Here is an 18,948-nt window from a genome sequence, read left to right as displayed (position 1 = left end):
GCGCCGGCGACCGTCTCCGCCGCCCTGGCCGCGCTGGCCGCCGACGGCCTGGTGCGGGTGTCGCCGACGACCCGGTCGGGGCGGCGGGCCACGCAGGTGCGGCTGGCGCCGGCGGGCGCGCTCGTCGGGGTGCACTGCTACCTCGACGAGGTCCGGGTGGTGCTCGACCTCGGCGACGGCGCGCCGGTCGAGGCGGCGGTGCCGCTGCGCGCCGCGACCGGTCCGGGGCAGCAGCCGGCCGAGCACGCGGTCCTCGCGGCCCGGGCGCTGCTGGACCGGGTGCTGCGGGACACCGGCACCGACCCCGCCTCGGTCGCCGCGGTCGGCGTGGGCGTCCCCGCACCGGTCGAGGTGCGGACCGGCCGGGTGGCGGGCGCGGGGGTGCGCGCGGGCTGGGGCGGCATGGTCGCCGCGCCCGCGCTGCTCGCGCCGGCCCCGGGGGTGCCGGTGCTGTTCGACAACGACGGCAACCTGGGCGCGCTCGCGGAGGCGCGGCTCGGTGCCGGGCGGGGGCGCTGGTCCGTCGTGCACGTCGCGCTGGGCGAGGGCGTCTCCGGCGGGGTCGTGGTCGGCGGCGAGGTGGTGCACGGTCGGACGGGCACCGCGGGCGAGCTCGGCCACCTGACGATCGACCCGGACGGCCCGGTGTGCTCGTGCGGCAACCGCGGCTGCCTGCAGGTGCTCGCGGGCGCGTCGGCGGTGCTCGACCTGCTCGTCGCGAGCCACGGGCGGCTGACCGTCCCGGAGCTGCTCGCCCAGGCCGCGGCCGGGGACCCGGGGTGCCGGCGGGTGCTGTCCGACGTGGGGCGGCACCTCGGCACCGCCCTCGCCTCGGTGTGCACGGTGCTGGACCCCGACGTCCTGGTCGTGGGCGGGTCGCTGGCCGGGGCCGGGGACGTGCTGCTGGACCCGTTGCGCGAGGTGCTGGCCGAGCGCACGGCCGTGACGGCGGGCGCTGTCGTGGAGGTGGTCGCCGGGCGGCTGGGCGTCGGTGCGCCGGCGCGCGGGGCGCTGCTGCTGGCGCGGGACGCGGTGCTCGGGGGCGCCGGCGGCTGACCGGCACGGCGGCGCACGTGTGCGGGAGCACGTCCGCGGGCCTCATCCCGGGGCGTGGGATGCCGATGTATCCGTCAGGACAGGACCGTCGCGCAGACCCGCAGGAGGTGACCGGTGCCGACCCGCACGACCACCCCCTCGGTGCCGACCCCCCGCGAGCCCGCGGGCGACGGCTCCGCCGCCGTCGAGGCCCCCGTCGCCGCACCGCCGGTCCCGGGGCCGGCCGCCGGCGGGCCCGGCGCCGACGCGGGCCCCGGCCCGACCGTCGTCGTCGCGCCGCTCGACGCGACGTCGGTCCCCGCCGCCCGCAGCCTCGCGCAGCGGCTGGCCGCCCTGGAGCAGGTGGGTGCCGTGCGCGGGGCACCCGAGCCGCGGTTCGAGCGCGTGGTGCGCCTCGCCCGCCAGCTGTTCGACGTGCCCACCGCCTCCGTGTCGCTCGTCGGCGCCGGCGAGCCCGCCCCCGCGCCGATGGTCGTGCCGGCCGAGCTGGCCGGGACCCCGGTGCCGCCGGCGGGTGCGGACGGCGGCGCCGTCCTCGAGGACCGGGGGCCGGACGCCCGGCTGCGGTTCTACGCCGAGCACCCGATGGTCGACGCCGACGGCCGGCGGCTCGGCACCCTGTGCATCGCCGACACCCGGCCCCGCCGGTTCACCGCCGACCAGTCGGCGCTGCTCCGCGACCTCGCGCACTGGGTGGCCAAGGAGCTGAGCGTCGACGCGGAGCTCGAGCGGGCCCAGCAGGTGCAGATGGGCCTGCTCCCCCGCGAGTCCCCGCGGGTCGACGGCTACGAGCTGGCCGGTGCCTGCCTGCCCAGCAACCAGGTGGGCGGCGACTTCTACGACTGGTACCCCGCCGACGACGGGGTGGTGATCAGCCTCGCCGACGTCATGGGCAAGGGCCCCGCCGCCGCGATCCTGGCCGCCGCGGTGCGGGCCGTGCTGCGCGGGTCCGCGCAGGGCGAGGCGGTCGACCGCGCGATGCTCCAGGCCGGTGCCGTGCTGCACGCCGACCTGTCGGGCGCGGGGCTGTTCGCGACCGCGTTCCACGCCCGCCTGGAGGCGGCGACCGGCCGGGTCACCTACGCCGACGCGGGCCACGGCCTGACGCTCGTGGTGCGGGCCGACGGGTCGTGGGAGCGGCTGGACGCGCTCGGCCTGCCGCTCGGCGTCACCGACGAGGCCACCCGCGCGCTCGGCGAGACGCACCTCGGGCCCGCGGACCTGCTGCTGACGTTCAGCGACGGGGTGCTCGACCTGTTCGACGGGTCCCTGCGGTGCGTGCCGCTGCTGGTGGGCGAGCTGCTGGACTGCCCGAGCGCCGAGGAGGCCGTGCAGCGCGTCCTGCGGCTGGCGGCGGTGAGCGCGGGCCGGCCGGACGACGTCACGGTCGTCGCGCTGCGTCGCGCCGCCTGACCGTCGCGGCCCGGGGGACGACCGCGCCCCGCGGCCCTATCGTGAGGGAGTGACGGACGTGCAGCGCACCGGGGCCGACGCCGCGATCGGCGACTGCGGCCTCTACACCGGGGGCGAGCGGGTACCCGGCCGGGTCCCGCTGGGGAAGGCCGCGCACGCCGCCGACGCGACCGACGGCTACGTGTGGGTCGGCCTGCGCGAGCCCACGGACGCCGACATCGCCGAGGTGGCCGAGGAGTTCGCGCTGCCGCCGCTGGCCGTCGAGGACGCCGTGCACGCGCACCAGCGGCCCAAGCTCGAGGTCTACGACGACGTGGTGTTCGCCGTGCTCAAGCCGGTCCGGTACGTCGACCACGTGGAGGTCGTCGAGGTCACCGAGATCGCGATGTTCCTGCGCCCCCAGGCCGTCGTCTCGGTCCGGCACGGCGAGGGCGGCGTGCTGCGCCAGGTCCGCGCCGAGCTCGACGCCGGGGTGCCCGCCGACGAGGACTTCGGGCCCGCGGGCGTCCTCTACCGGACCGCCGACCGCGTCGTGGACGGGTACGAGGTCGCGCTGGGCCACATCGACCTGGACGTGGACGAGATCGAGCTGCAGGTGTTCGGCCCGGGCGACGACGACCACTCCGAGCGGATCTACAAGCTCAAGCAGGAGGTCGCCGAGTTCCGCCGGGCGATGCTGCCCCTGCAGCGGCCGCTGGAGCGGCTGGCGGCCGGCGAGGTGCCGCACGTGCCCGCCGCGGCCGAGCCGTACTTCCGGGACGTGCACGACCACCTGCTGCGGGCCGTGGACCAGATCGAGGTCATCGACCGGCAGCTCACCGACGTGCTGCAGGCGAACACCGCGCGGGTCACCACCGGCCAGAGCCGGGTCGCGCTGCGGCAGAACGAGGACATGCGGAAGATCTCGGCGTGGGCGGCGATCGCCCTGGTGCCGACGGCGGTGGCCGGGATCTACGGCATGAACTTCGAGCACATGCCGGAGCTCGGGACGCGGTACGGGTACTTCGTGGTGCTCGCGGTCATCGCGGGCGCGTGCGTGGCGCTGCACCGCGCGTTCCGCCGCAACGGCTGGCTCTGACCCGGCCGAGCGGACCGGGGTGGTCAGCCACGGACGGAGGGAGGGCCGGGACCCGGGGTGTCCCCCGCGTCCCGGCCCTCACCGGCCGTGCGATGCGCCCGAGGTCAGCGGGCGGCGCCCGCGCGGCGCTTGTTGTAGATGTCGAACGCCACGGCCAGCAGGAGCACGAGGCCCTTGACGATCTGCTGCGTCGACTGCGGCACGCCCATCAGCTGCATGCCGTTGGACATGACGGCCATGATCAGGCCACCGACCATGGCGCCGGTCACGCGGCCGACACCACCGGTCGTCGACGCGCCGCCGATGAAGCAGGCGGCGATGGCGTCGAGCTCGAACATGTTGCCCGCGCCGGGCTGCGCGCCGTTGGAGCGGGACGAGTAGATCGCGCCCGCGACACCGGCCAGGAAGCCCATGTTGACGAAGATCCAGAAGTTGACCTGCTTGACCTTCACGCCGGACAGCTGGGCGGCGTTCAGGTTGCCGCCGATCGCGTAGACGTGGCGGCCGAACACCGTGCGGGTGGTGACGGTGTTGTAGGTCAGGATCAGCACCGCGAGGATGATCAGCACGATCGGCAGGCCGCGCGAGTGCGCCAGCTGCCAGGCGAACGCCATGACGACGACCGCGATCGCGACGATCTTGAGGATGAACAGCGGCAGCGCCTCGACGGACTGCTGGTACTGGACGCGGCCCATGCGGGAGCGCCAGGAGGAGTACGCGTAGCCGACGATGCCGACCGCGGCGATCACGAGGGTGAACGCGTCGTAGCCGTTGCCGCCGAACAGGCCGTTGATGAAGCCGCCCGCGACCTTCTGGTACGTGGAGGGGAACGGCGACAGCGAGATGTTGTTCAGCACCTCGTAGGTGAGGCCGCGGAACAGGAGCATGCCGGCCAGCGTCACGATGAACGCCGGGATCCCGACGTACGCGACCCAGAAGCCCTGCCACGCGCCGACCAGGAGGCCGACCACCAGGGCGGCGAGGATGCCGACCCACCACGGCTGGCCGTTCTTGATCACCAGGATCGCGGACACCGCGCCGGTCAGCGCCACCACGGAGCCCACCGACAGGTCGATGTGGCCGCCGATGATGACGATCACCATGCCGATGGCGAGGATCAGGATGTACGAGTACTGGAGGACGATGTTCGTGATGTTGCCCGGTGCGAGCAGCACGCCGTCCGTGAGGATCGCGAAGAGCACGATGATCGCGACGAACGCGATGTAGATGCCACTCGTCCGCAGGTTCTTCGTGAAGATGTCCCGCAGGCCTTCCACAGCCGTCATCGAACCGTTTCCTTTTCCTTCGTCATGAGCTCCATGAGGCTCTCCGGGGTCGCGACCGCGCGCTCCTGCACGCCGGTGATCCGGCCGAACGCGAGCGTGTAGATCCGGTCGCAGATGCCCAGGAGCTCGGGCAGCTCGGAGGAGATGACCACGACGGCCTTCCCCGCGTCCGCGAGCTTGTTGATGATCGTGTAGATCTCGTACTTGGCACCGACGTCGATGCCGCGGGTCGGCTCGTCCAGGATCAGGACCTCGGGGTCCGTGTAGATCCACTTGGACAGCACGACCTTCTGCTGGTTGCCGCCCGACAGCTTGCCGGTCAGCGCCATGACGGTCGGCGACTTGATGTTCATGGACCGCCGGTACTCCTCGGCGACCTTGATCTCCTCGTTGCCGTTGACCCAGCCGGCCTTCGACAGCTTCGAGAGGGCGGCGGCCGAGATGTTCCGGCGGATGTCCTCGATCAGGTTGAGGCCGTAGGTCTTGCGGTCCTCCGTGGCGTACGCCAGGCCGTGGTCGATCGCCTCGCTCACCGAGCGGGTCTTGATCTCCTTGCCGTGGAGGAAGACCTTGCCGGTGACGTTGCGGCCGTAGGACCGGCCGAACACGCTCATCGCGAGCTCGGTGCGGCCGGCGCCCATCAGGCCCGCGATGCCGACGATCTCGCCGGCGCGGACGTTGAACGACGCCCCGTCGACGACCACGCGGCCCGGCTGGGTGGGGTGCTCGACGTGCCAGTCCTCGACCCGGAACACCTCCTCGCCGATGTGCGAGACGTGCTCGGGGTACCGGTGCTCGAGGTCCCGGCCGACCATGCCCTTGATGATCCGGTCCTGGGTGACGTTGTCCTCGACCATGTCGAGGGTCTCGATCGTCTTCCCGTCGCGGATGATCGTCGTGGAGTTCGCGATCTCGGCGATCTCGTTGAGCTTGTGCGAGATCATGATCGACGTGATGCCCTGGCCCTGCAGGTGCCGCAGCAGGTTGAGCAGGTGCTCGGAGTCCGAGTCGTTGAGCGCCGCGGTCGGCTCGTCGAGGATGAGCAGCTTCACCTTCTTGGAGAGCGCCTTGGCGATCTCCACGAGCTGCTGCTTGCCGACGCCGAGCTGGCCGATCGGGGTGGTCGGGTTCTCGTCGAGGCCGACCCGGGCGAGCAGCACGGCCGCCTCGGAGTTCGCCTTGTTCCAGTCGACGAGGCCGTGGCGCGCCCGCTCGTTGCCGAGGAAGATGTTCTCCGCGACCGAGAGGTACGGCACCAGAGCGAGCTCCTGGTGGATGATCACGATCCCCTTCTCCTCGGAGTCGTTGATCGAGCTGAACTCGACCTTCTCCCCGTCGAAGCGGATCTCCCCGTCGTAGGTGCCGTTCGGGTACACGCCCGAGAGCACCTTCATGAGGGTGGACTTGCCGGCCCCGTTCTCCCCGCAGATCGCGTGGATCTCCCCGCGCTTGACGTTCAGGTTGACGTCCTGCAGCGCCTTGACCCCGGGAAAGGTCTTGGTGATGGAGTGCATTTCCAGGATGTGGTCGCTCATGCGGCCTCGACCGTCCTCAGTCGTGTCGGGCGATGGAACACGTCGCCGCGGGGCCGGCCGGCACGTGGTGCCGGCCGGCCCGCGTCGGTCACGCGGTGGGTCGGGGGGTCAGGAGGCCTGACCCGCCGCGACCTCCTCCTCGGTCCAGTAGCCCGAGTCGATCAGGAGCGACTGGATGTTGTCGGCGTAGACGATGTCCGACTCCAGCAGGTACGACGGGACGACCTTCACGCCGTTGTCGTAGTCCTCGGTGTTGTTCGCCTCGGGCTCGTCGCCCTCGAGGAACGCCTGGGCCGAGACGACGGCCTGCTCCGCGAGCTTGCGGGTGTCCTTGAAGATCGTCGAGAACTGCACGCCGTCCTTGATGAGCTTGACGGAGGCGATCTCGGCGTCCTGGCCGGTCACGATCGGCAGGCCGGCCTCGATGCTGTCGCCGTAGCCGGCGTTCTGCAGCGCGGTGATGATGCCGCGGGAGATGCCGTCATAGGGCGAGAGCACACCGTCGACCTGGGTGCCGTCCGAGTACGTGGAGGTCAGGAGGTCCTCCATGCGCTTCTGGGCGGTCTCCTGCAGCCAGCGCAGGGTCGCGACCTGCTCGATGTCGGTCTGGCCGGACTTCACGACCAGCGTGCCGTTGTCGATGTACGGCTGCAGCGTGTCCATCGCGCCCTTGAAGAAGAAGTGCGCGTTGTTGTCGTCCAGCGAGCCGGCGAACAGCTCGATGTTGAACGGGCCGGTGGCGCCGGCCTCGGAGCCGTCCGCGTTGAGGATGCCCAGGCCGACGAGCAGCGAGGTGGCCTGCTGGACGCCGACGTTGTAGTTGTCGAACGTGACGTAGAAGTCGACGTTCTCGGTGTCGCGGATCAGGCGGTCGTACGCGATGACCGGGATGCCCTGGTCGGCCGCGGCCTGCAGCTGGTTGGCCAGCGCGGTGCCGTCGATCGAGGCGACGATCAGGAGGTCGGCGCCCTTCGTGATCATCTGGTCGATCTGCTGCGCCTGCGTGGGGATGTCGTCGGCCGCGTACTGCAGGTCGACCGTGTAACCGGCCTCCTCCAGCTGGCTCTTCACGGCGTCGCCGTCGGCGATCCAGCGCTCCGAGGTCTCGGTCGGCATCGCGACGCCGATCGTGAGGTCGCTGGGGTCCGCGTTGGTCTCGTCACCGCTGGAGCTGCCGGCGCCGCCGCCGGAGCACGCCGCCAGGCCGAGCGCGAGAACGCCGCCGAGCGCGACGAACCGGATGCTCTTCATGTCCTTCTCCTCCTCGAGAGGGTTGCTGACCTCGTCGTCATGGGCACGGATTCGCACCGTCGCCCGTCCTGCCCTGCGCCGCGTGCCGGGGGTTGACCTCCCCGCCACCGGCGAGCACGTGCACACTCTCGCGGGCTTGACTTCAAGAAGTCAAGCCAAAGGATCGAGGCCCAGGTTGCAGATGGATAACGGTCGACGAGACCGGGGGACCGAGGTGCGTCGGTGCAGGTCAGGGCCGGTTTCCGTCGCGTCACTCACCCGCCCTCCAGCGGCGGGATCACCCGGCCGGCCCACGCACTTGAGTTCGGTTTGCGAAGTCAACGGGCCGAACGGGCGAACGGCAGGTGAGCGCTCACACGACGACGGCCCGCCCCCGCAGCAGCGGGGACGGGCCGTCGGGACGGGCGTGGCGCGACGCGCCGGCGCCCGCAGGGCTCAGAGGCCCTGGGCGATCCGGTAGTACACCTGGTTCCAGCGCACCTGGTCGCGGAAGCCGCGCCGGGTGGTGTCCTGGTCGATCACCAGCAGCTCGGTGCCGGCGATGTCGGCGTAGATCTCGAACGCCTCGACGCCCGCCGCGGTCGACATCACCGTGTGGTGCGCACCGCCCGCGGTCAGCCACGCCTCCGCCGACGTGGCGAAGTCGGGCCGGGGCTCCCAGACCGCGCGGGCGACCGGCAGGTTCGGCAGCTCCTGGGTCGGGGGCACGACGTCGACGACGTTCGCGGTCATCCGGAACCGGTCCCGCATGTCGGCCAGCGACACCACCACGGCCTCGCCCGGGTCCGCGTCGAACACCATGCGGACCGGGTCCTCCTTGCCGCCGATGCCGAGCGGGTGGATCTCCACCTTCGGCTTCGACGTGGTCAGGGAGGGGCAGACCTCGAGCATGTGCGCGCCGAGGATCTTCTCCGCGCCCGGGGTCAGGTCGTAGGTGTAGTCCTCCATGAGGGACGCGCCGCCGGGCAGGCCCTCGCCCATCACCTTGGCCGCGCGCACCAGGACGGCGGTCTTCCAGTCGCCCTCGGCGCCGAAGCCGTAGCCCTTGGACATCAGGCGCTGGACCGCGAGGCCCGGGAGCTGGCGCAGCGCGCCGAGGTCCTCGAAGTTCGTCGTGAAGGCCTTGGCGCCCACCTCGGTCAGGAAGGTCTCGAGCGCGATCTCCTGGCGGGCGGCGTACCGCAGCGACTCGTGGCGGTCGCCGTCGCGGCGCAGCTCGGGCACGACGTCGTAGAGCTCCTCGTACTCCGCGACCAGCGCGTCGACGTCGGCGTCCGCCACGGCGTCCACCGCGGCGACGAGCTCGTTCACGCCCCAGGTGTTCACCGAGACGCCGAACCGCAGCTCGGCCTCGGTCTTGTCGCCCTCGGTGACCGCGACGTTGCGCATGTTGTCGCCGAACCGGACGAGCTTGAGCTCGTGGGTGGCGGCCCAGCCCGCGGCGGCGCGCGCCCAGGTGCCGACCCGCTTCGCCACGGCCGGGTTGGACGCGTGGCCGACGACCGTCGTGCGGGCGACGCCGAGCCGGGACGCGATGTACGCGTACTCGCGGTCGCCGTGCGCGGCCTGGTTGAGGTTCATGAAGTCCATGTCGATGCTGTCCCAGGGCAGCTCGACGTTCGCCTGCGTGTGCAGGTGCAGCAGCGGCTTGCGCAGCTGGTCCAGGCCGGCGATCCACATCTTGGCCGGGCTGAACGTGTGCATCCAGGTGATGACGCCCAGGACGCGGTCGTCGGAGTTCGCGTCGAGCATCGCCCGGCGGATCGACACGGAGTCCTTGAGCACCGGCTTCCACACGATGCGGACCGGCACGTCGGCGGCCTCGTCGAGGGTGCGGGCCACCTCCTGGGACTGCTCGGCGACCTGGCGCAGGGTGTCCTCGCCGTAGAGGTCCTGGCTGCCGGTGAAGAACCAGACCTCGCGGTCGGCGTAGGGCTTGGTCATGCGTCCTGCTCCTTCGTGTTGGCGGCAGCCTCGGTGCTGCCCTGGCCGTAGACGTTCTGGTACCGCGCGTACAGCGAGTCGACCCTGTCCTGCGGGATCGGCAGCGGGTCGCCGAGCTGGCGGGAGATGTGCACGGTGCGCGCGACCTCCTCCACCATGACGGCGGCCTTGACCGCGGCCTTGGCGTCCTTGCCGATCGTGAACGGGCCGTGGTTCTGCATGAGCACCGCCGGGCTGCGGGACTCGCGCAGCGTCTCGACGATGCCGCGGCCGATCGAGTCGTCGCCGATGAGGGCGAACGGGCCGATCGGGATCGGGCCGCCGAACTCGTCGGCCATCATCGTCAGCACGCACGGCACCGGCTCGGCGCGGGCGGCCCAGGCCGTCGCGTAGGTCGAGTGCGTGTGCACCACGCCGCCCACCTCGGGCATGTGCGTGTAGACGTACGCGTGCGCCGCGGTGTCCGAGGACGGGCTGCGCGTGCCGTCGACCAGGTTGCCGTCGAGGTCGCAGACGACCATCGACTCGGGCGTGAGCTCGTCGTACGTCACGCCGGACGGCTTGATGACGAGCAGGTCGGCGGCCGACGGTCCGGCCGGGTCGACCTGGACGCGCTGGGACACGTTGCCCGCCGTCCAGACGATCAGCTCCCAGCGGGGCAGCTCGGCGTGCAGCGTCGCGACCACCTCGCGGGTGCGCGCGACCGCCTCCTGCACCTCGGCCGGGTAGTCGGCGAGGGTCCGGGTCATGGGGTTCTCCTCAGGGGTGGGTGGTCAGAGGGCCTCGGTCGCCGCGCGCTCGACGGCCAGGCCGGCGCGGTAGCGGTCGAGGAACTGCTCGTAGCCGGCCACGTCGCCCGCGTCCGGGGTGACGGTGTCGACGTCCGCGCCGGCGAACACGCGCTCGGCCAGGTAGGTCGGCAGGTCCTGCTCGCCCGCGGCGTCCAGGTAGGCGGCCAGCACCGCGATGCCCCAGGCGCCGCCCTCCGCCGCCGTCTCGCCGACGGCGACCGGCGCGTCGATCGCCGCGGCCAGCAGCCGCTGCGCGACGCCGGCGGTCCGGAACATGCCGCCGTGCGCCAGCATCGCGTCGATCGCCACGCCCTCGCCCCGCAGCACGTGCATGCCGAGGCTCAGCGTGCCGAACGCGGAGTACAGCTGGGTCCGCATGAAGTTGGCGAGCGTCAGCCGGCTGTCGGGCGTCCGCACCACCAGGGGGCGGCCGGAGTCGAGCCCGGTGATCGGCTCGCCGGACAGGTAGTTGTAGGCGAGCAGGCCGCCGCCGTCGGCGTCGCCCTCGAGCGCGGCGCGGAACAGCGCGCCGAACACGTCGTCGGCCGCGGCCGACGCGCCCAGCGCGGTCGCGAACTCGCCGAACAGCCCCGCCCAGGCGTTGAGCTCGGACGCGCCGTTGTTGCAGTGCACCATCGCGACCAGGTCGCCGGCCGGGGTGGTCACCACGTCGAGCTCGTGGTGCACCCGCTCCAGCGGCTTCTCCAGCACGACCATCGCGAAGATCGACGTCCCGGCGCTCACGTTGCCGGTGCGCGGGGCGACCGAGTTCGTCGCCACCATGCCGGTGCCGGCGTCGCCCTCCGGGGGGCACAGCGGGATGCCCGCCCGCAGCGTGCCGGTCGGGTCGAGCAGGGTGGCGCCCTCCTCGGTCAGCCGGCCGGCGTCGGCGCCCGCGGGCAGGACCTCCGGCAGCAGGTCCCGCAGGTGCAGGCCCGGGCGGCGGGTCGCGACGATCTCGTCGACCTGGGCCAGCATCGTGGCGTCGTAGTCGCGGGTCGCCGGGTCGATCGGGAACATGCCGGACGCGTCGCCGACCCCGAGGACCTTGCGGCCGGTCAGCTTCCAGTGCACGTAGCCCGCGAGCGTCGTGGCGAAGTCGATCTGGGGGACGTGCGGCTCGTGGTCGAGGATCGCCTGGTAGAGGTGGGCGATCGACCAGCGCAGCGGGATGTTGAACCCGAGCTTGTCGGTGAGCTCCGCGGCGGCACGGCCGGTCGAGGTGTTCCGCCAGGTCCGGAACGGCACCAGCAGCTCGCCGTCCGCGTCGAACGGCAGGTAGCCGTGCATCATCGCCGAGACGCCCAGCGCGCCGAACGTCGTCGGGCGGACGCCGTACCGCTGCTCCACGTCGGCGACGAGCGAGGCGATCGACTCCTGCAGGCCCGCCCAGACCGCGTCCAGGGAGTAGGTCCACACGCCGTCGACGTACTGGTTCTCCCACTCGTGGCTGCCCGTGGCGACCGGCGCGTGGTCCGGGCCGATCAGGCAGGCCTTGATCCGGGTCGAGCCGAGCTCGATGCCCAGCGAGGTCCGGCCGTCCGTGATCGCGGCGGCGACCTCGTCGCGGCGTGCGTCCTGGTGGTCCTGCGCCATTGCGTGCTCCGTCCTCGCGGTCGGGCTGCACTGCCCGCCTGCCTGCGATGTTCCCGCACACGGCGGTCCGCCGCGTCCTGCCCCCGATGTTAGCGCTCACACGCGCGGCGGCCAACCGCCCTGCTCGCACGCACCGCCGCCCGCGCCGCCCCCCGCGCCGCCCCGCGCCGCCCCCGCACGAACCCCTCTCGCCGAGTCTCCACTTCTCGCCTCCGCAGCCTCCGCGTCGCGCAGGCACGAAGTGGAGAGTCGGCGACGAGCGGGTCAGCGGGCGGCGACGAGCGGGTCAGCGGGAGGCGGGGGCGGGGGCGGGGGCGGAGGCGGGGGCGGGGGCGGGGGCGGCGGTGCTCGCGCGGGGGACCAGGGTCGCCGGGAGGAGGGTGCGGGGCGGGGGGTCGCCCGCCAGGGCCCCGACCAGCGCCCGGATGGCGCTGCGGCCCAGGGCCGGGAAGTCCTGCCGCACCGTGGTCAGCGGCGGCACGAAGTACGCCGCGCCCGCCTCGTCGTCGAAGCCCACGACCGACACGTCCTGCGGCACCCGCAGCCCCCGCTCCCAGAACGCGCGCAGCAGGCCGAGGGCCAGCTGGTCGTTCGCGGCGAACACCGCGGTCGGCACACCGGCGTCGGCCAGCCGCAGGCCCTCGCGGTAGCCGGACTCGGCGGACCAGTCGACGACGACCGGCTCCGGCGCGGACACCCCCGCCGCGGCGCACGCCTCCCGCCAGCCGGCGAGCCGCTCCTGCGCGTCGAACCAGTCCTGCGGCCCGGCCAGGTGCACGACCTCGCGGTGCCCGAGCTCGACGAGGTGCCGGGTCGCGGCCCGGGCGCCCTCGCGCTGGTCGACGCCCACGGCCACGACGTGCGCCGGCCCGGGGACGGGCTCGCCGGAGGTCACGGAGACCACGGGCACCGGCACGTCGAACGCCGCGACCGCCTCCGCCACGTCGACCTGCGGGGCGATGATCGCGATGCCCTCGACGGCCTGGTCCAGGAAGTGGTCGAGCGCGCCGCGCATGGTGCCGGCGTCGAACCGGTCGATGGCCGCGACGCTGACGTAGTACCCGACCTCGCGGGCGGCGCTCTCCAGGCCGATCAGCGTGCTGGTCGGGCCGTGGTGCACCGACGACGTGGTGACGACGCCGAGCGCCCCGGACCGGCGGGTGACCAGCGCCCGGGCCGCGCTGTTGCGGCGGTAGCCGAGCTCGGCGATCGCGGCCAGCACCCGCTCGCGGGTCTCCGGGCGGACGCTCGGGTGGTCGTTGAGCACGCGCGACACGGTCTGGTGCGACACCCCGGCGAGCGCGGCGACGTCGCTCATCGCGGGCGGGCGCCGCACCGGGACGCCCGGCGTGCCGGCCACGGCGGGGCCTACCGGTCCTCGCGCGGGGCGCCCGCGTCGGCGGCGGACGGGGCGGTGGCCGGGGCCGCCGCCGCGCAGACCGACCCGGAGCCCGCGGGTGACGTGCAGCACGTGCTGTCCCAGGCGTGGTACCTCAGCACCGTCGTCGGCGCGGACGGGGACGCGACCTCGACGGTCGACCCGGTGGTCCGGGAGACCTGGCTGAGCCCGGACGGTTCGCTGGTGGCGATGGAGTGGCGGGGGCAGCAGCTCGGCGAGGACGGCCGGCTCGCGGCGGTCGACACGACCCCCGCCGACGCGTCGGTGGACCGGATCCCCGCGGGCTCCTTCGACCCGGACCTGTACACCGCGATGTCGGACGACCCCGCGACGCTGCGGGCCGAGCTGCTCGAGGCGGCCGGGGGCGCGGCGGTCGGCTGCGGGCCGGACACCGCCGACGCGGCGTGGTGCCTCTACCAGGCGGCCGCGATCGTCTCCGACGCGTACGTGCTGCCGCCGGCGTTCGAGTCGAGCCTGTGGACGGTCCTGGCCGACGAGCCGGGCGTGACGCTCGCGGGCGAGGTCACCGACCGGACCGGGCGGCGCGCGGTGGCGCTCGGGATCCCCGGCGGGCCGGCCGGGCCGGACGTGGTGCAGGTGCTGCTGGTCGACGCCGGGACGGGCCGGATGTCCGGGCACGAGGAGGTCACCCTGCGCTCGGAGGCGGCGGGGATCGACGAGCCCACCGTGACCCAGTTCCGCTACGTGGTCGGCGCGGACCACGTGGCCGAGCCGGGGGGCGGTCCCGCCGGCGGCGGCACCGGGCCTGCGCCCGGCGCCGCGCCGTCAGGCCTGCAGCTCGACCAGGACGGCGGGGACCTCGTCCGCCAGCTCGCGCGCCAGGTAGCCCAGCGGTCCGACGCGGGCGGCCAGGCGGTCGCCGGCGGAGCCGTGGACGGCGGTGCCCCAGCAGGCGGCCTGCTCGGCGGGCGCGCCGCCTGCGAGGAGCCCGGCGACCGCCCCGGCCAGCACGTCTCCGCTGCCTGAGGTGCCGAGCCCGGCGTAGCCGGTCGCCGAGGACCAGCGGCGCCCGTCCGGGTGCGCGATCGTCCCGGCGCAGCTGACGACCGCGCCCCACCGGTCGGCGACCCGCGCGGCGGCGTCGTCCGGGTCGACCTCGTCCACGCCGAGCAGCCGGGCGGCCTCGGTGGTGTTGGGGGTCAGGACGGTGCGTCCCTCCGGGAGCGTGACCTCGTCCCGCAGGCCCGGCAGCACGCCGAGCGCGAAGGCGTCGAGCAGCACGGCGGCCTCGCGGTCGGCCAGGGCGCCGAGGACCGACCGGACCAGGGCCGCCGCGCCCTCCGGCTCGTCCAGGCCGGGGCCGACGACGACCGCGTCGGCGCGCTCGAGCTCGGCCGCGAGGTGCGGGGTCGTCGCGCCGGTGGGCGAGCCGTCCGCGTCCTCGGGCAGCGCGAGCACGCCGGCCTCCGGTGTCGCCACCGCGAGCGGTGCGGCGACCGACGCGGCGACCGCCAGGGTGAGCCGCCCGGCGCCGATCCGCAGTGCCGTCAGGCCGGCCAGCGCGGCGGCGCCGGGCGTGCGCCGGGCGCCGCCCACGACGAGCACGCCGCCGCGGACGTCCTTCGCGCCGTCCCGTGGGGGCAGCGGCCAGCCGCGCAGCAGCGCGGGGGTGAGGGGCGCGGCGTCAGTCATCGCCCTGCCCCGGGTGCTCCGTGACCTCGGCGCCGCCGAGGTGCGCGACGTCGTCGACGACCTCGGCGCGCCAGCCCGCCGGGCCGCCGACGAGGACCGTCACCGACGCGTTGCGGACGCTGCGCTCGGCGACCTGCGCCATCAGCTCGTCCTCCGTCAGCCCCTCGCACACGTAGCGCAGCAGCCAGATCACGGCGTCGTGGCAGACCACCAGCACCCGCCGGCCCGCCTCGCGGCGCTCGATGTCGCCGACGACGGAGCGGAGCCGCAGGGCCACGTCGGACCACGACTCGCCGCCCGGCGGCCGGAAGTACATCTTGCCGAGCCGGTCCCGCCGCGCCGCCTCGTCGGGGAACCGGGCGTCCACGCCGTGGCTGGTCAGCCCGTCGAGGATGCCGAGCTCGCGGTCCCGCAGCCGCTCGTCGATCACCGGGCGCAGCCCGAGCCCGGCCTTCTCCACCGCCAGCTCGGCCGTGCGCCGCGCCCGGACATAGGGGGAGCACCACAGGGCGTCGGGCGTCTCGCCGGCGGGCAGGGCGGCCAGGTGGGCGCCGAGCGCGCGCGCCTGCTCCTCCCCGGTGGCCGAGAGCGGGGTGTCCGCGTCGCGCCACGGCACACCGACGGTCTCCGCGCCGGTGCGCTCGGCGCGCGTCGCGGCGACGTTCCCCTCGCTCTCCCCGTGGCGGACGAGCACGAGTCTGCTGGTCATGTCCCCACGGTCGCAGCAGGCCCCGCGCCGCGCATCCGGGGGGCCGCGGTGGGCCCTCGGTCCCGGCCGGGGCACCGGGCGCCGGCGATACGTTCTCGTGACAGCGTTCACAAGGTGGTGGACGCGCGGCGTGAGGAGAGCTGCTGTGCCCGAGATGATGAAGGCCGCGGTCGTCCGCGACCTCGGCGCCCCGCTGGTCGTCGAGGAGCGCCCGGTCCCGGTGCCGGGACCCCACGAGGCCCTGGTGAAGGTCGACTACTCCGGCGTCTGCCACACCGACCTGCACGCCGCCCGCGGCGACTGGCCGGTCCGGCCGACCCCGCCGTTCGTGCCGGGCCACGAGGGCGCCGGTCGCGTCGTCGCCGTCGGCTCCGAGGTGCGCGGCGTGCGGGAGGGCGACCGGCTGGGCAACGCCTGGCTGGCGACGGCCTGCGGCACCTGCGCGGACTGCCTGCGCGGCTGGGAGACGCTCTGCACGGCCCAGCAGAACTCGGGCTACTCCGTCGACGGCTCGTTCGCCGAGTACATGCTGGTCGACGCCCGGTACGCGCCGCGCATCCCCGAGGGGGTCGACGCCGCCGGCGTGACCGCGGTGCTGTGCGCCGGCGTCACGGTCTACAAGGGCCTCAAGGTCACGGACGCGAAGCCCGGGGACTGGGTGGTCGTCTCCGGGATCGGCGGCCTCGGGCACATGGCGATCCAGTACGCGGCCGCGATGGGCTACCGGGTGATCGCGGTGACCGGCTCGGAGTCGAAGCGGGCCTCGGCGCACGAGTACGGCGCCGAGCTCGTCGTGAACTACCGCGACGGCGACCCGGGGGAGGCCGTGCACGACCTGGTCGGCGGTGCGCACGCCGCCCTGGTGACCGCGGTCAGCGAGTCGACCTTCCCGCAGGCGCTGTCGATGCTCCGCCGGGGCGGCACCGTCTCGCTCGTCGGGCTCCCCCCGGGCACCTTCCCGCTGTCGATCTTCGACACGGTGCTGCGGGGCCTGACGGTCCGGGGCTCGATCGTCGGCACCCGGCTGGACATGCAGGAGGCGGTCGGCTTCTTCGACCGGGGCCTGGTGCGCACCAAGTACGAGCTGCGGCCGCTGGACGCGGTGAACGACGTGTTCGCGCGGATGGAGACCGGCACCATCGACGGGCGCGTGGTGCTCGACATGGGGCTGTGACGGCCGGTCACGACGTGTGAGCGAGGTCACACGCGGGCGATGTGACGGATCGGCGCTCCCTGCGGACTACCCGGGTGACGCGCACGGCGGGTGTGGAGGGCACCGGCCGGCGCGCGGCGGCCCGTCCGAGCCCGCAGGGGGCGGCTCGGCCGGGACCCGCCGCACCCGACCGGCCCCCGGGAGCCCAGGCTCCCGGGGGTCGCGGTGCGTGCGGGGGTGCGACACCCGCGCCGGGGTCGGTGCTTCCCGTCGAGATCGGTGCTTCCCGTCGAGATCGGTGCTCGCGACGACCGATCTCGGGCGGAAGCGCCGATCTCGGTGGGCGCGCTCGGTGCGACACCCGCGCCGACCTCGGCGCGGGCGCGCCCGGCGTCAGGCGACCGGGGTGTCCCGGCGGCGGGGGAGCGTCGGGCGGGCGGGGCGGCGGCCGGCCCCGCGCTGGGAGGCGTCCCGCGGCTCCGGCCCCGGCTCGTGCCCGACGCCCTCGGAGGCCGCGCCCGGGCGCGCCGGGTCCTCGGTCCCCAGGTCGGGGTCCGCGTCCGGGGCCTCGCCACCGCCCGGCACGCTGCGGCCGTCCGGGCGCTCGGCGAGCTGCGGCATCATCTCCTCGAGCCGCGGCCGCCAGCCGGCGAACCGGTCGGGGAAGCACCGGCGCAGCAGGTCGAGCATCGCGGACGCCGCGGTCGACGCCCCCGGCGAGGCACCGAGCAGCCCGGCGATCGAGCCGTCGGCCGCGGTGATCAGCTCGGTGCCGAACTCCAGCACGCCGCCGCCCTTGCCACGCTTGATGACCTGGACGCGCTGGCCGGCCGTGATCAGCTCCCAGTCCCGCTCGCGGGCCGTCGGCATGAAGCCGCGCAGGGTGCGCAGCCGGGCGTCGCGGTTCGCGAGCACCTCGGTGACCAGGTACTTGAGCAGGTCGAGGTTGTGCACGGCGACCGCCACCAGCGGCACGAGGTTGCCCGGCCGGACGGTGCGGACCAGGTCGGTCCACGAGCCGGCCTTGAGGAACTTCATGCTCCAGCCGGCGTACGGGCCGAACATCAGCGCGGGGCTGCCCTGCACCACGCGGGTGTCGAGGTGCGGTACCGACATCGGCGGGGAGCCGACGGCGGCCTTGCCGTAGACCTTGCCCCGGTGCCGCTCGACGAGCGCGGGGTCGGTCGTGCGCAGGAACTGGCCGCTGATCGGGAAGCCGCCGTAGCCCTTGATCTCGGGGATGCCGGCGGCCTGCAGCAGCCGCAGCGCACCGCCGCCGGCGCCGATGAACACGAACCGCGCGTCGAGAGTCGACCGCTTCGGGCTCGCGTTCCACGCCCGGTCGACCAGGTGCAGCCGCCAGCCGCCGCCGCGGCGCCGGCTGATCCGCCGGACCTCGTGCTGCAGCCGGACCCGGGTGCCCCGGGCCACGAGGTCGTCGACCATGTGCCGCGCCAGGGTGCCGAAGTCGACGTCGAGGCCGTCGAGGGCCCGGGTGGCCGCCACCGGCTCGTCCGGGTCGCGGTCGGCCATGACCAGCGGCGCCCAGGACGCGATGGTCGCGGGGTCCTCGGAGTACTCGAGGTGCGCGAACCGCGGGTGCGCGGTCAGCGCGGCGTGCCGGCGACGCAGGTAGTCGACGTCGGCGGCGCCGCGGACGAACGTCAGGTGGGGCACGGCGGACCGGAAGCCGTCGTCCGGCAGGCGGCCCTCGTCGCGCAGGTGGTCCCACAGCTGGCAGGACAGCGCGAACTGCTCGTTGATCGTCACCGCCTTGGCGATGTCGATCGAGCCGTCCGCGCGCTCCGGCGTGTAGTTGAGCTCGCAGAGCGCGGCGTGCCCGGTGCCGGCGTTGTTCCACGCGTCCGTGCTCTCCAGGGCGACCCCGTCGAGCCGCTCGACGATCTCGATCCGCCAGGACGGCTCGAGCTCGGAGAGCAGGGTGGCGAGCGTGGCGGACATGATCCCGCCACCGACCAGGACGACATCGACCGGCTCGACAGTTGAGGGCACGACTCGATGGTAACCAGCGCGGGACGGGGTCCGTGCACCAGATCCACGCAGCGGGCACCAGGGACGATCGT

Annotated in this window: 14 protein-coding genes; 4 read left to right on the top strand and 10 right to left on the bottom strand. The window is 74.1% G+C overall.

Annotated elements, in window-relative coordinates:
• The 3 genes from FA014_RS03365 to FA014_RS03355 form a co-directional block, all read left to right on the top strand.
• Positions 1-1,056: ROK family protein (locus FA014_RS03365; protein WP_154728290.1), on the top strand; the 1,056-nt coding region annotated here is incomplete at its 5' end.
• Positions 1,057-1,170: 114 nt separating this feature from the next.
• Positions 1,171-2,469, top strand: a complete 1,299-nt coding sequence (locus FA014_RS03360; RefSeq protein ID WP_230322830.1) for a PP2C family protein-serine/threonine phosphatase — start codon at positions 1,171-1,173, stop codon at positions 2,467-2,469.
• Positions 2,470-2,518: 49 nt separating this feature from the next.
• On the top strand, positions 2,519-3,547 hold the full coding sequence (locus FA014_RS03355) for a magnesium and cobalt transport protein CorA (protein WP_230322829.1): 1,029 nt from the start codon (positions 2,519-2,521) through the stop codon (positions 3,545-3,547).
• A 104-nt stretch (positions 3,548-3,651) separates the two neighbouring features.
• Here FA014_RS03355 and mmsB read toward each other — a convergent pair whose 3' ends face one another.
• From mmsB to FA014_RS03310, 9 genes are all read right to left on the bottom strand, one after another.
• Positions 3,652-4,833, bottom strand: coding sequence for a multiple monosaccharide ABC transporter permease (gene mmsB / locus FA014_RS03350; RefSeq protein WP_154728289.1), 1,182 nt, complete (start codon positions 4,831-4,833; stop codon positions 3,652-3,654).
• Positions 4,830-6,368, bottom strand: coding sequence for a multiple monosaccharide ABC transporter ATP-binding protein (gene mmsA / locus FA014_RS03345; protein ID WP_154728288.1), 1,539 nt, complete (start codon positions 6,366-6,368; stop codon positions 4,830-4,832). Before mmsA ends, mmsB begins: the two co-directional genes overlap by 4 nt.
• Positions 6,369-6,476: 108 nt before the next feature.
• The gene (chvE, locus tag FA014_RS03340) at positions 6,477-7,619 is read right to left on the bottom strand and encodes a multiple monosaccharide ABC transporter substrate-binding protein (protein WP_154728287.1); all 1,143 of its coding nucleotides are present in this window, start codon (positions 7,617-7,619) and stop codon (positions 6,477-6,479) included.
• Between the two features lie 435 nt (positions 7,620-8,054).
• Positions 8,055-9,563, bottom strand: a complete 1,509-nt coding sequence (araA, locus tag FA014_RS03335) for an L-arabinose isomerase (RefSeq protein ID WP_154728286.1) — start codon at positions 9,561-9,563, stop codon at positions 8,055-8,057.
• On the bottom strand, positions 9,560-10,312 hold the full coding sequence (locus FA014_RS03330) for an L-ribulose-5-phosphate 4-epimerase (RefSeq protein WP_154728285.1): 753 nt from the start codon (positions 10,310-10,312) through the stop codon (positions 9,560-9,562). Before FA014_RS03330 ends, araA begins: the two co-directional genes overlap by 4 nt.
• A gap of 24 nt (positions 10,313-10,336) precedes the next feature.
• Positions 10,337-11,950 (bottom strand): xylulokinase, encoded by a 1,614-nt coding sequence (locus FA014_RS03325; protein ID WP_154728284.1) that lies wholly within the window; start codon positions 11,948-11,950, stop codon positions 10,337-10,339.
• A 286-nt stretch (positions 11,951-12,236) separates the two neighbouring features.
• Positions 12,237-13,310, bottom strand: a complete 1,074-nt coding sequence (locus FA014_RS03320; protein WP_328288169.1) for a LacI family DNA-binding transcriptional regulator — start codon at positions 13,308-13,310, stop codon at positions 12,237-12,239.
• An 825-nt stretch (positions 13,311-14,135) separates the two neighbouring features.
• Positions 14,136-15,002: an NAD(P)H-hydrate dehydratase gene (locus FA014_RS03315; protein WP_154728283.1), complete on the bottom strand. Its 867-nt coding sequence runs from the start codon at positions 15,000-15,002 to the stop codon at positions 14,136-14,138.
• A complete protein-coding gene (locus FA014_RS03310) occupies positions 14,995-15,711 on the bottom strand; it encodes a histidine phosphatase family protein (RefSeq protein ID WP_154728282.1) in 717 nt (238 codons plus the stop codon). The genes FA014_RS03315 and FA014_RS03310 overlap by 8 nt, the downstream gene beginning before the upstream one ends.
• A gap of 154 nt (positions 15,712-15,865) precedes the next feature.
• Here FA014_RS03310 and FA014_RS03305 point away from each other — a divergent pair, with 154 nt between their 5' ends.
• Positions 15,866-16,885, top strand: coding sequence for a zinc-dependent alcohol dehydrogenase (locus FA014_RS03305; protein ID WP_230322831.1), 1,020 nt, complete (start codon positions 15,866-15,868; stop codon positions 16,883-16,885).
• 372 nt (positions 16,886-17,257) lie between these two features.
• On the opposite strand, the gene mqo is transcribed toward FA014_RS03305, so the two are convergent.
• Complete coding sequence (gene mqo, locus FA014_RS03300) at positions 17,258-18,877, bottom strand: malate dehydrogenase (quinone) (RefSeq protein ID WP_195969143.1); 1,620 nt, start codon at positions 18,875-18,877, stop codon at positions 17,258-17,260.
• Positions 18,878-18,948: the final 71 nt, after the last annotated feature.

This window comes from Cellulomonas hominis (assembly GCF_005239125.1).
GTDB lineage: Bacteria > Actinomycetota > Actinomycetes > Actinomycetales > Cellulomonadaceae > Cellulomonas > Cellulomonas hominis_A.
This window is presented reverse-complemented; position numbering and strand designations above follow the sequence as displayed.

Excerpts from the sequence above, each read along its gene's own strand:
- mmsB (WP_154728289.1), bottom strand. The coding sequence starts at position 4,833 with ATGACGGCTGTGGAAGGCCTGCGGGACATCTTCACGAAGAACCTGCGG.
- FA014_RS03305 (WP_230322831.1), top strand. The coding sequence starts at position 15,866 with ATGATGAAGGCCGCGGTCGTCCGCGACCTCGGCGCCCCGCTGGTCGTC.
- mmsA (WP_154728288.1), bottom strand. The coding sequence starts at position 6,368 with ATGAGCGACCACATCCTGGAAATGCACTCCATCACCAAGACCTTTCCC.
- FA014_RS03330 (WP_154728285.1), bottom strand. The coding sequence starts at position 10,312 with ATGACCCGGACCCTCGCCGACTACCCGGCCGAGGTGCAGGAGGCGGTC.
- FA014_RS03310 (WP_154728282.1), bottom strand. The coding sequence starts at position 15,711 with ATGACCAGCAGACTCGTGCTCGTCCGCCACGGGGAGAGCGAGGGGAAC.
- chvE (WP_154728287.1), bottom strand. The coding sequence starts at position 7,619 with ATGAAGAGCATCCGGTTCGTCGCGCTCGGCGGCGTTCTCGCGCTCGGC.
- FA014_RS03325 (WP_154728284.1), bottom strand. The coding sequence starts at position 11,950 with ATGGCGCAGGACCACCAGGACGCACGCCGCGACGAGGTCGCCGCCGCG.
- araA (WP_154728286.1), bottom strand. The coding sequence starts at position 9,563 with ATGACCAAGCCCTACGCCGACCGCGAGGTCTGGTTCTTCACCGGCAGC.
- FA014_RS03315 (WP_154728283.1), bottom strand. The coding sequence starts at position 15,002 with ATGACTGACGCCGCGCCCCTCACCCCCGCGCTGCTGCGCGGCTGGCCG.